Origin of the sequence: Flavobacterium soyangense, assembly GCF_015277675.1 — a bacterium.
GTDB classification, from domain to species: Bacteria; Bacteroidota; Bacteroidia; order Flavobacteriales; family Flavobacteriaceae; genus Flavobacterium; species Flavobacterium soyangense.
Window position 1 is genome coordinate 21,305 of sequence record NZ_JADHEC010000016.1, and the last position, 14,557, is coordinate 35,861.

Annotated in this window: 13 protein-coding genes and 2 pseudogenes; 7 read left to right on the plus strand and 8 right to left on the minus strand. The window is 34.4% G+C overall.

Translation table 11 applies throughout. The features are described from left to right. Positions 1 to 51: 51 nt before the first annotated feature. The 3 genes from IR213_RS08560 to IR213_RS08570 all read left to right on the plus strand — a co-directional run bounded on the left by IR213_RS08560 (position 52) and on the right by IR213_RS08570 (position 3,853). Positions 52 to 855, plus strand: coding sequence for a Cof-type HAD-IIB family hydrolase (locus IR213_RS08560; RefSeq protein WP_194311893.1), 804 nt, complete (start codon positions 52 to 54; stop codon positions 853 to 855). Positions 856 to 933: 78 nt separating this feature from the next. Then, positions 934 to 2,568 carry an ABC-F family ATP-binding cassette domain-containing protein gene (locus IR213_RS08565; protein WP_194311894.1) on the plus strand — a complete coding sequence of 545 codons (1,635 nt, stop codon included), beginning with the start codon at positions 934 to 936 and terminating at the stop codon, positions 2,566 to 2,568. A 172-nt stretch (positions 2,569 to 2,740) separates the two neighbouring features. Then, on the plus strand, positions 2,741 to 3,853 hold the full coding sequence (locus tag IR213_RS08570) for a hypothetical protein (protein WP_194311895.1): 1,113 nt from the start codon (positions 2,741 to 2,743) through the stop codon (positions 3,851 to 3,853). A 63-nt stretch (positions 3,854 to 3,916) separates the two neighbouring features. Here the strand turns inward: IR213_RS08570 and IR213_RS08575 are convergent, their stop codons facing one another. Next, positions 3,917 to 4,201 (minus strand): GNAT family N-acetyltransferase, encoded by a 285-nt coding sequence (locus tag IR213_RS08575; protein ID WP_194311946.1) that lies wholly within the window; start codon positions 4,199 to 4,201, stop codon positions 3,917 to 3,919. A gap of 29 nt (positions 4,202 to 4,230) precedes the next feature. After that, on the minus strand, positions 4,231 to 4,947 hold the full coding sequence (locus IR213_RS08580; protein WP_194311896.1) for a pirin family protein: 717 nt from the start codon (positions 4,945 to 4,947) through the stop codon (positions 4,231 to 4,233). Positions 4,948 to 5,062: 115 nt separating this feature from the next. Between IR213_RS08580 and IR213_RS08585 the strand changes: the two genes are divergently transcribed. Then, entirely contained in the window at positions 5,063 to 5,716 is a 654-nt protein-coding gene (locus IR213_RS08585; RefSeq protein WP_194311897.1) for an alpha/beta hydrolase family protein, read from the plus strand. Positions 5,717 to 5,807: 91 nt separating this feature from the next. Here IR213_RS08585 and IR213_RS08590 read toward each other — a convergent pair whose 3' ends face one another. Then, positions 5,808 to 6,323, minus strand: a complete 516-nt coding sequence (locus tag IR213_RS08590) for a DUF2892 domain-containing protein (RefSeq protein WP_194311898.1) — start codon at positions 6,321 to 6,323, stop codon at positions 5,808 to 5,810. A gap of 163 nt (positions 6,324 to 6,486) precedes the next feature. Between IR213_RS08590 and rpmH the strand changes: the two genes are divergently transcribed. Further along, positions 6,487 to 6,648, plus strand: a complete 162-nt coding sequence (gene rpmH / locus IR213_RS08595) for a 50S ribosomal protein L34 (protein ID WP_008464848.1) — start codon at positions 6,487 to 6,489, stop codon at positions 6,646 to 6,648. Between the two features lie 156 nt (positions 6,649 to 6,804). After that, positions 6,805 to 9,657, plus strand: a complete 2,853-nt coding sequence (gene carB, locus IR213_RS08600; protein ID WP_194311899.1) for a carbamoyl-phosphate synthase large subunit — start codon at positions 6,805 to 6,807, stop codon at positions 9,655 to 9,657. 88 nt (positions 9,658 to 9,745) lie between these two features. On the opposite strand, the pseudogene IR213_RS16300 reads toward carB, so the two are convergent. Together IR213_RS16300 and IR213_RS08605 are read right to left on the minus strand one after the other, a co-directional pair. Continuing rightward, positions 9,746 to 10,065: pseudogene (locus IR213_RS16300) on the minus strand (glyoxalase); the annotation flags it as partial. A gap of 159 nt (positions 10,066 to 10,224) precedes the next feature. Beyond that, entirely contained in the window at positions 10,225 to 11,031 is an 807-nt protein-coding gene (locus tag IR213_RS08605) for a DJ-1/PfpI family protein (protein WP_194311900.1), read from the minus strand. 207 nt (positions 11,032 to 11,238) lie between these two features. Between IR213_RS08605 and IR213_RS16720 the strand changes: the two are divergent. Further along, positions 11,239 to 11,380 (plus strand): annotated as a pseudogene (locus IR213_RS16720) (IS91 family transposase); the annotation flags it as partial. A 227-nt stretch (positions 11,381 to 11,607) separates the two neighbouring features. Here the strand turns inward: IR213_RS16720 and IR213_RS08610 are convergent. The 3 genes from IR213_RS08610 to IR213_RS08620 form a co-directional block, all read right to left on the minus strand. Further along, complete coding sequence (locus tag IR213_RS08610; protein ID WP_194311901.1) at positions 11,608 to 12,093, minus strand: hypothetical protein; 486 nt, start codon at positions 12,091 to 12,093, stop codon at positions 11,608 to 11,610. 6 nt (positions 12,094 to 12,099) lie between these two features. Then, positions 12,100 to 13,278, minus strand: a complete 1,179-nt coding sequence (locus IR213_RS08615) for an ImmA/IrrE family metallo-endopeptidase (protein ID WP_194311902.1) — start codon at positions 13,276 to 13,278, stop codon at positions 12,100 to 12,102. 202 nt (positions 13,279 to 13,480) lie between these two features. Further along, a complete protein-coding gene (locus IR213_RS08620) occupies positions 13,481 to 14,524 on the minus strand; it encodes a tyrosine-type recombinase/integrase (RefSeq protein WP_194311903.1) in 1,044 nt (347 codons plus the stop codon). Between the last annotated feature and the right edge of the window lie 33 nt (positions 14,525 to 14,557).

Here is a 14,557-nt window from a genome sequence, read left to right on the forward strand (position 1 = left end):
TGTGTTTTTCAGTCTCCGACTGAAGAATAAAAACAAATTAAAGTACATAGAATGAAATATAAAATGCTGGTCGTAGATATGGACGACACCTTGTTGACAGATGATCACGAAATTTCAATTGAGAATGCAACTATGCTTTTGAAAGCACAGGAGATGGGTGTTTACGTAGTTTTAGCTTCAGGAAGACCAACTTCCGCAATGTTAGCGTATGCCAAAGAATTGCAATGTGATATTAACAATTCCTATATGATTTCTTTTAATGGTTCTACAATTACTGACCTAAAAGCAGATGAGATTATTTTTGAGCAAAAGCTGACCAAAGAACAAATTCATTCTCTGTATGATTTTAGTCAGCAAAACAACACGCATATTATTACGTATTTAGATGGGAAAATCATTAGCGAAAGTAATTCAGAATATATTGATATTGAAAGAGATATTACAGGTTTAGAGCTTATAATTGTTCCAAATTTTAAAGAAGCAGTAACCACTTCGGCGGTAAAATGTCTTTTATTGGAAGAGCCTAGTTTTCTCAAAGGTGTTGAATCAGTATTAAAAGCCGCAATGCCCGATTTGAGTGTTTGCATGTCAAAACCCTTTTTTCTTGAAGCCGCACCAAATGGCGTCGACAAAGGTGCTGCTATTCAGATTTTAGCTAAAAAATTGAATATTCATCAAAGCGAAATTATAGCCGTAGGAAATGCAGGTAATGATTTAACGATGGTGCAATATGCCGGATTGGGTGTTTGGGTAGATAATGTTGATGCTGAATTAAGAGAATTTGGCGATGTCATTGTGGCTTCAAATAATAATCACGGAGTTGCCGAAGTGGTTAGGCGGTTTATTTTGAATTAACCTATCTTTGCACTTTCAAAAAATGTTCGGTTTTTTGCGACTTCAAACTTTTGAACATTAAACTTTAAACAAAAATTAATGATTACAGTTAACGATATTTCCGTTCATTTTGGCGGAACTACTTTATTTAGCGATGTTTCTTTTGCCATAAATGAAAATGATAAAATTGCCCTTATGGGTAAAAATGGAGCAGGAAAATCAACACTTTTAAAGATTATTGCAGGGCAAAGCAAGCCTTCCACAGGAAATATTTCGGCACCAAAAGATGCTGTTGTTGCTTATTTGCCTCAGCATTTATTAGCTCAAGACGGATCTACTGTTGTCGAAGAAGCTTCGAAAGCCTTTGGAGAAATTTTTTCTATGAAATCCGAAATTGACGAAATCAATGAGCAATTAACGATTCGTACCGATTATGAAAGTGATGCGTATATGAAATTGATCGAAAGGGTTTCCGACTTAAGCGAGAAGTTTTACGCTATCGAAGAAGTAAATTATGAAGCTGAGGTAGAGAAGATTTTACTTGGTTTGGGTTTTGTACGTGAAGATTTTACGCGTCAAACCTCTGAGTTTTCAGGTGGTTGGAGAATGCGAATTGAATTAGCCAAAATCCTTTTGCAAAAACCAGACTTGATTTTGCTGGATGAGCCTACCAATCATATGGATATTGAAAGTATTCAATGGTTAGAGGATTTCTTGATTAATGCCGCGAAAGCGGTTGTCGTGATTTCGCACGATAAAGCTTTTGTCGACAATATTACCAATCGTACCATTGAAGTTACTATGGGAAGGATATACGATTATAAAGCCAAATATTCTCATTATTTAGAACTTCGAAAAGACCGAAGAGTACATCAACAAAAAGCCTACGACGAGCAGCAGCGAATGATTGCTGATAATAGAACTTTTATAGATCGTTTTAAGGGAACATTTTCTAAAACTGATGCCGTTCAATCGCGTGTTAAGATGTTAGAAAAGTTGGTTATCGTTCAGGTGGATGAAGTGGATACTTCGGCATTGAAACTGAAATTTCCACCAGCGGCACGTTCGGGTCAATATCCGGTAATTGTCAAAGATTTATCAAAATCGTATGGCAATCATATTGTTTTTGAAAATGCCAATATGGTTATCGAGCGCGGCGAAAAAGTGGCTTTTGTAGGGAAAAATGGTGAAGGAAAATCGACCATGATCAAAGCCATTATGAAAGAAATTGAAATCAATGGCGGAAGTCTGGAAATAGGACATAATGCCCAAATTGGTTATTTTGCTCAAAATCAAGCCTCTTTATTGGACGAAAACGCAACAATTTTTGAAACCATTGACGACATAGCTGTGGGGGATGTCCGAACAAAAATCAAGGATATTTTGGGAGCATTTATGTTTCATGGAGATGATGTTACCAAGAAGGTTAAAGTGCTTTCGGGTGGGGAAAAAACACGTTTGGCAATGATAAAATTATTATTGGAACCTGTAAATTTATTGATTCTCGATGAGCCTTCGAACCACTTGGATATGAAAACCAAAGACATTATAAAAGATGCTTTACGTGATTTTGACGGAACTTTGATTCTGGTTTCGCACGACAGGGATTTCCTCGACGGATTGGCGACCAAAGTTTTCGAATTTGGAAATAAACGCGTAAAAGAACATTTTGAAGATATTGCCGGTTTCTTGGCACATAAAAAAATAGAAAATTTACGAGAAATAGAAAAGTAAAATCTTAAAAATAGATTTTGGATATAAGCAATCAATTATAAGAATATAACTTATGATTGATTGCTTTTTTTGTTTCATGAAATCCTGCATTTAAATAACTGAATATAAGTGTATTAAAAATATATTTTGTAACTTGTAGTTCGTTTATTTTTTAATATAAAAATGGTGAGTCATGAAAAAAATAATTTTTGTTTTAGTGTTTTTAACAACAAGTTTGTTATGTGCATCTGTGTTTTCCCAAATAGGAAATGAGCCTTTAGCTCTAGGTTTGCCTGGGGATAATTTAAATCTCTATGCTGTATTGGATGTTTTTCAAAAATCTCCAACATTGGAAGAATTTGAAAGAAGATTAAATGACAAAGAATCAAACATTAATAACCTCGATTTGAACAATGACAATGTCATAGATTATATTGAGGTGATTGGGAATAAGAATAATAACTCTTTTTCGGTGGTACTTCGAGTTGCCATAAACAATTATGAATACCAAGATGTAGCCGTTATTGAAGGACATAAAAACTATGCGGGAAAGGTTATTGTTCAAATAATTGGAGACGAAGACCTTTATGGAAAGAATTTCATTATAGAACCGTCTTTTTCAGAAAACCCAAACCCTGGTTATGTTGGGAATCAAAGGGTAATTGTTACAGGGAGTGCTATTTATTATGCCAATGATTGGCCAATAATCGCTTACTTGTTTTCTCCAGTGTTTTCGGTTTATATTTCTCCTTGGCATTGGGGTTTTTACCCAACTTATTGGCATCCATGGTCACCTATATTTTTCCATGTTTATTGGGATTTTCATAGACACTATTATACCAATAATTTTTACCGTCGATCGGGATATATAAGATACCCCATTAGCCATTCTTATTATTTTAAAAAAAGACAAACTTCTTCAATTGTCAGACAGTACAAAAGGGACGGTAGGTATAATGGAGTTTATGATGGTAGAACTTATAAAAAACCAATGGCTCCTGAGAGGAGAATAATAACACCCTCATCACCAACAAGATCTGTTGCTCCTTCTAGAACACAACCGGGAACTCCATCAGGGGCAAGACCTTGGATACATCGAATAACTCCTCCAACAACACGTCCAGCTACACAACCAGTCTCGCCTTCAACAACTCGTCAGGCAACAAAAAAAGTTGTGCCTTCAGCTACCCGTCCGGAGACAAGACCTTGGATACATCGAGCGGTACCTTCGACCACACGTCCGGTGGGAAAACCAGTGCCTCCTTCTTCAGACAAATCAGAAAGACCTGGGAACAGAAGGGACTAGGATTAAATGGTTGTGACATTTACATAAAAGAGGGGGGTGTTTTCTTTAAGAAATAGCCCTCTTTTATAGTCGTATTCCAGGAGGAAGCAGTTCTTTATAGACTGGATTTTTTTTGAAAAATACGACAATTTTGGGAAGTATGGGAACCACTTTCAGCTTTCTTTCCATAGCAATTGCCATAATATTTTTAAGTAGGTTTGATATGAAAATCTCATCGTCAAATAAATCTGGGACATTGATTTTTGTTAAAAATATTTTTTTCTCTTGAAAAGAATATTCGACCGTAACTAATCCTTGATTGGTTATTGTTTCAAATTGTCTGGCAAAAGTATTGTCCTTGATTTCAATGATGACTGCGGATTCCATAATAATTTATTTTAATTCATTGGCACTTCGACCAAAAGTATTTTTGATTTCGAATTGATTTTGATTTTAAATTGTTCAACATCAATAATTTCCATTGCGTCTCTTTCTTTCAAAATCTGATTGTCGACTTCAATTTCGCCTTCAATCAAAAAAAGATAAACGCCGTTTTGGGGGATATTTACTTTATAAGTGATGGTTGTGCCTTTTTCGAAAATTCCCAGATTAAAGAAAGTTTGCTGGTAAACCCATAATGCTTGACCATCATTTTTATCTTTTGGAGAAACAATATTTACAAAGGTATTGATTTGATTTTCAATATTAAACGATTTCTGTTCGTATCTTGGTTTTACGTCTTGCTTGTCAGGAAATACCCATAGCTGTAATGTTTTTGCCTGTTCTTTTTGGCTTGCATTCATCTCGGAATGTTGAATTCCGGTTCCTGCACTCATGACTTGCACTTCTCCAAAATGAATAACGCCTTCGTTGCCCATACTGTCTCGATGTTTTAAGCCTCCTTCAAGCGGAATCGTGATGATTTCCATATTGTCGTGTGGATGTGTGCCAAAACCTGTTCCGCCATCAATGGTGTCATCGTTTAAAACACGTAGCATTCCAAATTGAACTCGCCCCGGATTGTAATAATTTCCGAAGGAAAAAGAGAAATTGGCTTTAAGCCAACCATAATCTGCTTTGCCTCTTGAATTTGCTTCAAATAGTTTAGTTGTCATAATTTATAGATAATATAAAGTTGGAATCGAAGTTGGTTTTAAAATAATAATTAATTTTATACAAAATTCGTAATAATAAATCGGAATGCCCTTGTAAAATAGTAAAAACCCAATTATGAGCAAAATACATGTTTACATGATGCCAGGCTTGGCGGCCAATTCGTTGATTTTTGAAAGGATAAAATTACCGGAATCCACTTTTGAGATTCATTTACTGGATTGGGAAACTCCTAAAAACAATGAAACTTTATTGGAATACGCCAAAAGGATGTCAAAATTAGTCAAATATGAAAAAGCAGTTTTGATTGGGGTATCATTTGGAGGTGTTCTGGTTCAGGAAATGGCTCACTTTTTAGATTTGAGAAAACTGATCATTATTTCCAGCGTCAAATCAAATCTTGAATTGCCATTGACAATGAAAATTGCCAAAACAACTAAAGCCTATAAATTAATGCCTACCAGTCTGTTTCAAAATATGGAATCATTGGCAAAATTTTCTTTCGGTAATGTCATCAAACAGAGAATCAAGTTGTATCAAAAATACATGTCAATGCGAGAAAAGACGTATTTGGATTGGGCAATCGAACAAATGATCTTGTGGGACAGAGAAGAAATAGATAAAAATGTGATTCACATACACGGTGATGCGGATGCCATTTTTCCCATAAAAAACATTCAAAATTGTATCGCGGTAAAAGGCGGAACCCACATTATGATTTTGAGTAAATACAAATGGCTTAATGAAAATTTACCTAAAATTATTTTATAATAAAAAAATACCACAAACTTCACTAATCAAATTAGTATAGTTTGTGGCAAGTATAATCTTCCTATCCTTTGGAGTGGGTCGGGGAGAGGATTTATATTTTCTTCATTTGTTCTTTCATCATCTTGATTTGGTCAGCCAACATGTTCTGCTTATCTAATTTTTTAGCTTCATTGAGTAAGCTGGTCGCTTCTAGTTTTCTTCTTCTTGTCATAGCAACTCCGGCGAGATTTAATTTGGCAACAGCCAAATCCATATCCATAGATAATCCTAATTCAATAGCTTTCTTAAAATATTTTTCCGCTTGATTAATATTCGTTTGCGAAAGCATAATTCCGTGCAAATAATTGAAATATCCTTGTTGTTTTTGCACCAAAGCAGCTTCAGGATTTTTGATGTAAGCTAACCATTTTTTAGCACCTTCAAAATCTTGTTTTCTTAATTTAAGGAATGCCAATAAAATAAACTCGTTTTTAAAATAAAGAAAAATTGGAATTGCAGTCAATAATATAAGGAAGATTCCATTGCCAATATTAGATTCGGTAAATTGCCAAACAGCAGCAGCCACAATAAGTCCAGAGATAATAAGTTTAATGTTTTTATGAAACATGATGTATATATTTAAGTTTGCAAAGATAGTAAAAGGAATTAAAAAAAAATTTATAAAACCACTTGCCAGAAATAAAAGTCTTTGTATATTTGCACTCGGTTTTAGAATAACAAAATTCAAAACTATTAAGACATCGTAAATACATTTTTAAAGATACAAAGCAATGAGCAAAAGAACGTTTCAACCATCGAAAAGAAAAAGAAGAAATAAGCACGGATTTATGGACAGAATGGCTTCTGCAAATGGAAGAAAAGTCCTAGCTCGTCGTAGAGCAAAAGGTAGACACAAATTGACTGTTTCTAGTGAACCAAGACACAAAAAATAATGTTTTTATAAACATACATAAAGGCGTTACTGTTATTAGTATCGCCTTTTTTTATATCTTATCGTGAATAAAAGTTTAGGCTTAAGGTTTAAAGTTGCGCAGCTAACTGTAAACACTAAACTTTAAACAAATAGAAAAACAATAAATAACTGCACAATGCCAAAAGACAATTCAATAAAATCGGTTTTAATAATAGGTTCAGGTCCAATCGTTATCGGTCAAGCTTGCGAATTTGATTATGCAGGTTCCCAATCGGCACGTTCTATACGTGAAGAAGGAATCGAAGTTATCCTGATTAACTCGAATCCGGCAACGATTATGACCGACCCATCGATGGCTGATCATATTTATTTGTTACCACTTACAACCAAATCGATTATCCAAATTTTAAAAGCGCATCCGCAAATCGATGCGGTTTTGCCAACGATGGGAGGACAAACCGCTTTGAACTTATGTCTTGAAGCGGATGAAAAAGGGATTTGGGCAGATTTTGGAGTGAAATTAATTGGTGTCGACGTAAATGCCATTAACATTACCGAAGACAGAGAACAATTTAAACAACTTTTAGAACGAATTGGAGTTCCTACTGCACCTGCTAAAACAGCTACTTCTTTCCTTCAGGGAAAAGAAATTGCACAGGAATTTGGTTTTCCATTAGTGATTCGCCCTTCGTTTACACTTGGTGGAACTGGAGCGGCAATAGTGTACAAAAAAGAAGATTTCAACGAACTTTTAACCCGCGGATTGGAAGCTTCGCCAATTCATGAAGTCTTGATTGATAAAGCTTTGATGGGTTGGAAAGAATATGAATTAGAACTTTTAAGGGATAAAAACGATAACGTAGTCATTATCTGTTCTATCGAAAATATGGATCCAATGGGAATTCACACCGGAGATTCCATAACGGTTGCACCAGCGATGACTTTGTCGGATACCACTTTTCAAAGAATGCGTGATTATGCCATCTTGATGATGCGCAGCATCGGGAATTTTGCAGGTGGTTGTAACGTGCAATTCGCTGTTTCGCCTGACGAAAAAGAAGATATTGTGGCAATTGAAATCAATCCTCGTGTGTCTCGTTCATCGGCTTTGGCATCAAAAGCCACGGGTTATCCTATTGCAAAAATTGCTTCAAAACTGGCTTTGGGTTATAATCTGGACGAATTGCAAAACCAAATCACCAAATCGACTTCGGCGCTGTTCGAACCAACTTTGGATTATGTGATTGTGAAAATACCACGTTGGAATTTCGATAAATTCGAAGGTGCCGACAGAACTTTAGGACTTCAAATGAAATCCGTGGGTGAAGTAATGGGAATTGGACGTTCGTTCCAAGAAGCTTTGCATAAAGCGACGCAATCTTTGGAAATCAAAAGAAATGGGCTAGGAGCTGACGGAAAAGGATATACAAACTACGAACAAATTATCGAGAAACTGACTTTTGCAAGTTGGGATCGTGTTTTCGTGATTTATGATGCTATCGCAATGGGAATTCCGTTGAGTCGCATTCATGAAATTACCAAAATCGATATGTGGTTCTTGAAACAATACGAGGAATTATATACTTTGGAAAAAGAAATATCAAACTTCAAATTAGAAACTTTACCAAGAGAATTGCTTTTGGAAGCGAAACAAAAAGGTTTTGCTGACAGACAAATTGCACATATGTTGGGTTGTTTAGAAAGTCAAATTCACAATTTGCGTATCGAAATGAACATCAATCGGGTATTTAAATTGGTTGATACTTGTGCTGCCGAGTTTAAAGCGCAAACTCCTTATTATTACTCGACTTTTGAAGCTGAAATTGAAAAAGCAAACGGAGAACGTTACGTTCATAGCGAAAGTATCGTAACCGAAAAGAAAAAAATAATAGTTTTGGGTTCAGGTCCAAATAGAATTGGTCAAGGAATAGAATTTGATTATTCTTGTGTTCACGGAGTTCTTGCAGCCAAAGAATGTGGTTACGAAACTATCATGATTAACTGTAATCCCGAAACGGTTTCGACTGATTTTGACACTGCCGATAAATTGTATTTCGAACCGGTATTTTGGGAACATATTTACGATATTATCCAACACGAAAAACCAGAAGGTGTCATCGTGCAATTAGGCGGACAAACGGCCTTGAAAATTGCGGAAAAATTGGCCAAATACGGAATTAAAATTATTGGAACCAGTTTCGATGCTTTGGATTTAGCCGAAGACAGAGGAAGATTCTCGGAACTTTTGACTGATTTAAAAATTCCTTTCCCACAATTCGGGATTGCTGAAACGGCCGACGAAGCCTCTGCTTTGGCAGATACTTTGGATTTTCCCTTATTGATTCGTCCCTCATATGTATTGGGTGGTCAGGGAATGAAAATCGTGATCAACAAACAAGAATTAGAAGAACACGTTATCAATTTATTGAAAACGATTCCGGGAAATAAATTGCTTTTAGACCATTATTTAGACGGTGCCATCGAAGCCGAAGCCGATGCCATTTGCGATGGTGAAAACGTGTACATCATTGGAATAATGGAACATATAGAGCCTTGCGGAGTACATTCTGGTGACAGTAATGCCACTTTGCCACCGTTTAATTTAGGTGAATTTGTGATGACCCAAATAAAAGATCATACCAAAAAAATCGCTTTGGCTTTGCAAACCGTTGGTTTAATCAACATTCAGTTTGCGATAAAAGACGATATCGTTTATATCATTGAAGCCAATCCAAGAGCTTCTCGTACTGTTCCGTTTATTGCAAAAGCGTATGGCGAGCCTTATGTAAATTATGCCACGAAAGTAATGCTTGGGGTGAATAAAGTGACGGATTTCAAATTCAATCCGCAGTTGAAAGGATATGCGATCAAGCAACCGGTTTTCTCTTTCAGCAAGTTCCATAATGTGAACAAAGCGTTGGGACCAGAAATGAAATCAACCGGAGAAAGCATCTTGTTTATTGACGATTTGAAGGACGACCAGTTTTATGAATTATATTCTCGAAGAAAAATGTATTTGAGCAAATAAGCTTGAGTTTTGTATATTGGAAAAGCTTCGATTGGGGCTTTTTTTTTGTTATTGTATAAAAAATGGCGATGAGGTATAAGTGCTTTTTTTAATTTTGATACGCTCCAGAAGAGTAGGTTAATTCGTAGCTGTGTGTATAAATCTCGAACACTATTCCAAATGGGTCTTCAACATAAACCATTTTATGGTTTTTTCATTGGGATAATATTCTCTTATTGGCATACATTGTTTTTCCTACGTATTCAACAATTTTATTTGTCAATTCTTCAATATTTGGGTCTTGAACACAAAAGTGGAAAAGTACTGTATTGAAGGGTTAAATTCTAGTGCTTCTTTAATTCCATTAGGAAAGGAAAACAGCTCAATTCCTATTCCATCCGATGTTGACATATGGGCAATTTCAAAATTCTGGAATTCTCTCTCAAAACTTTACGATAACTCCATAGTGTTAATGGCAGGTACTCTGGATCCTGTCCTGGGTTTGTCGAAGGGTTCAACACGGGTTTGTTTCATTAAAGCAACAAAACTCTGGCTGTTGTTCGGTTTTATTTTTAGTTTTTTTCTAAATTATTTTTTATTTACAATTAAGCCTTGTTCAGGAATCCATTTATCATATTCGATAATTTTGGCGATTTTTTTAGCAAATTCTTCGCCTTTTATTTTAGCGACAAAATGTAATGCTCCGTCAATTCCAGCCGAAATTCCGGCAGTTGTAATTACATTTCCATTATCTACAAAACGTACATTTGGTAATACTTTGGTTGTTGGCAATGCTTTTTGAAGTGCTTCAATTTGGCTATGAAAAGTTGTTGCAGTAAGGTTGTCTAATATCCCTGCTTTTCCCATGATAAATGCGCCTGTACAAACTGATATAAAGTAGTCAGTATTTTTTTTACGAGATTTTATCCACGAAATCACGGCTGGGTCATTTGTAGGGGTACTGTGACTGCCTCCAAAGAAAACCATAACATCTGACTTCGGTGCGTCTTGGATGCTGTATTCTGGGATTATTGTTAACACTCCTTGGGAAGTAATTCTGTCTTTTGTTTTTGACACCGTAAACACTTTAAATCCTGCAGCGGTAAATACTTCCATTGGTCCCGCAAAATCTAATAACTCGACATTATCCTGCAAATAAAAACAGATTGTTAAATCCTTTTTGTTTGCATTTTTTTTAGTTCCTAAACTTGTTTTAGGGATCAATTTCATATCACAATACGGACAGATTCCTTCTTTTTCATAAGTTATACTATCATAACTTTCGCCACAAGGTGGACAAACGAAAATTTGTTTTTCTTTTTGAATATTTCCATGACCTATTGATTTATTACAACCAATCAATGTAATAAAAGCAATTAAAATTATTTTTCTCATTTTCTTTATTTTTGCTGTCGCTCGAAACTAACACGCAACATTTCGTCACCTTGTGTTTGTTGCGGTTTTTTAAGACCAATTTTTTTACGAATATACACAAAACCTTAATTAATCAGTGTGGTTTAAGAAAAATACCTAAACCGGCTATATTGTCAAACAACTGTTGATCTAAACCTTCGGTAGCAATCGATTTGAGAAACTACAAGTAAAAGTACAGAGAAACCCTTTCTTCCTAAATGTCCTTGTTGCAAAAACAGATAATTTGCATCGAATAGCTTTTTTTGACCACCGTGGTTTTCCTGCTTGGTATCTTGGCGGTAGCCAAAAATCCATTCCCTGTAAAAGCTAAATTATGGGTAAGGGCAAGTATGACCCAAAAGTGACCGAAGACACTATAAAATGACCTTCAAATTGTTCCAAAAAAAGAGGACTATAAATCCTCTTACTATTCTCTCTCAAAACTTTACGATAACTCCATAGTGTTGACGGCAGGTACTCCGGTTCCGTTCAACCGGAGTTTCATTGTTCGTGCTGCGCACGCAACGAAACTCTAGCTGTTGTAGGCTGTGCTTTTATTTAGTCTTGATGTCCATAATTTAATTCTTCATTTTTATCCCAAAACAACATAAAAAGCTCTGCAGAAGTTCCTTTTTTGCTTGTCCAGTCTGCAACAATCTTAATGGCAATCTCTAAATCGTCCATATAAGCCATTCTACCATCACTACCTCTAATTCCCTTTTCATCTTTTTTGGCTCCTCGATTTATAAGAATATTTTTTTCATCATATATGATTCTTCTAACATCTTCAAATTCTTTACCTTTTGGTAAATTATCTTTTAAAAGTTTAGTTAATCCATTGTAATAAAGCTGAAATTTAGTCACAGGGTCATCAATTTTTTGCCCTAATAATTTTTCAGCTTCGTTTTCTATTGCTAATTCAGAATCCATATTTAAGACTAACTGTTCGCCTTTAATTTCTTCGGATTTTTGGAGTAACTCTAATCTCTCAATGTCTTCTTTGGAGAGATTTCTTTCTATAATTTTCTTTTTATTTTCTTTCATTTTCGATTATGATACTGTTAATAATTCTCTTATTTTTAATGATGTTTCTTTTATTGATTCAACGTTCCAATTTGCGATATTTAAGTTTTTAGTTACAATTGAAATGTTTGGAAATTGGTCTTTAAAAGCTCCCCAATAATCATTGCCAATTTCAGATTGTCTCCATTGAAATTGCGAATAAATTATTGAAGGATGAATTTGACAATCATTGGCTAATTTTGTAACAACAACTTTATTATGAATTAACTTCTCAATATATCTCATTTTTTCACTAGAAAATAAATATTCAGAAGCAAATTCATTAGCTCGGTCTTCCTGAATTAAAAATAAATCTGGTTCACCTGATAAATGATAACTAGTTTTTTCAATAATTTCTAAATCATAAAGTACGTGATGTAATTCGTGAATTAATGAAAACCAAATTGTTGCATAATTTTTATTAAAATCAGTTATTACAATACAAGGTTTGTTGTTTACAATAAATGTTGCACCTCTAATTTGAGTTTTAGGTAAAGATGGTTGAAACACAATTGTAATTCCTATATTGTATAGGGCTTGAAAAACTGTTTTTAAACCATTTTCAATATTTTTTGTATAAGGTTTAATTTTAGGAATCAGTTCAATTAAACTTTTTCTGTCGAATTCGTTTGGATTATTTACAGATTCAAAGTATTTGTAACTGGATTTTATCCAAAAATCTTTCATTTTATCGCTGAAAGTTTTTTTTGTTCTACTGTATAATGCTTCATTTAACTGAATATCATAATCATAAATTGATTCAATTTCAAAAAAACGACAGATTCTCTCTTTTAATTGTTCTATGCTGTCATTTCTGCCGATAAAGCCTAAACTAGTTAATGTTTTTATATCGAAAAACTTATTTATAAATGTAATATCCATAGAGTCTTGTAACTCTTTTATTTCTTCTACAGGTCTTTCGTTGAAGTGTAATATTAATAAATCTTCAAGACTTATTTCTAGAAACTCTCCAAGTTTTACTAATTTCGCTATATCAGTTTGTTTTGAAGTTTTATTTAAAATTGAATCTAGACTTTTTCTCTCCATTCCAGCCAATTTTTCAAATTGAGTTTTACTTAAACCAGATTGCTCTAATTTAAATTGAAACAATTCTTCTAATGAATTTCCAGAATATTCAAGACTTTTATTTAAAATATTATTTATCATAGTTGTTAAGGTAAATTCACCTCAAAAGTATGTAATATTTTAATATAATCAAAATTATAGCGGTAAATTTACCTTTTTTTTTCTTGTGCGGAATTTTTGGAGCATTGCCACTAACTCGTTTATATACTCAGTTTTTAATCCAAAAACTGAGTATATCTTACTTTTTTTGGACGCTTTGCTCAACTAGAGTTGAGGTTTATTTTTATAAATCATCAAAAGGCGATTTAATGTTTTGTATGCTTTTTGTGCTTACGTGGGTATGTATTTCAGTTGTTTTACTACTGTTGTGGCCTAATAATTCCTGTATGTATCTTAAATCTGTTCCGTTTTCCAGTAAATGAGTGGCGTAACTATGCTGCAGCCAATGCAAACTTACGGGTTTATTAATTCCTGCCAATCTAATACTTTTTTTTAAAACTTCTTCTAAACTTCTGTCAGAATATTTTGTATTTCCTTGTTGTCCTTCAAAAAGCCATTTCTTGGGCTTATAGCTTTTATAATATTCTCTCAGTATTTCTATTATCTTGTCACTTAGAGACACGATTCTATCCTTTTTTCCTTTTGATTGTTTAATGATTAACAATTTTCTATCGCTTTGAATATCACCAAAAGTAAGATTCAATAATTCGCTTCGTCGCAATCCACAGGCATAAATTAAACTCAACATGGCTTTGTGTTTAACATTAGTCAATGCTCCTAAAATAGCCTTTATTTCTTCTTTGCTCAACACATTGGGCAATGGTTTAGATCGTTTTGGTCGGTGTATTTTATCTATTTCAATCTTTGTTGCTCTTCCTGTTGCGAAAAACAATTTGATAGCATTAACGATTTGGTTTTGGTACGAGGCTGATAGATAGTTCTTTAAAATAAATTCGTTATTGTAGATAATCACATCTTCATTGGTAATTTCAGCAATGGATTTATCACGATAGAAAATTAGGAATGATTTCAAAGCTTCGCTATATGTTTTTAGAGTGCTTTCGCTATACCGTTTGGAACGCAGCCATTGCTTGAATTTTTCGATTTGTTCCATTCCTTCAACCGAAGGCAACGAGTGGGAGTGGGGCGATAAGTTGAATCGTTCCCTGTTTTCCTGCGTGTCCGGAAGGTGCCAAGCCATCAGCGATTGACTCCATCTAGCCCCATCAAATTTTTTAATTCGGACGATTAATTCGGCATTTTTATCGAAATAAACTGCGATTCTTTTGCTGCCTTTATGCGTGATGATTTTGGAGCTCCAGTTCATAATTAATACATTTAGTGTACTAATAAAGTAACG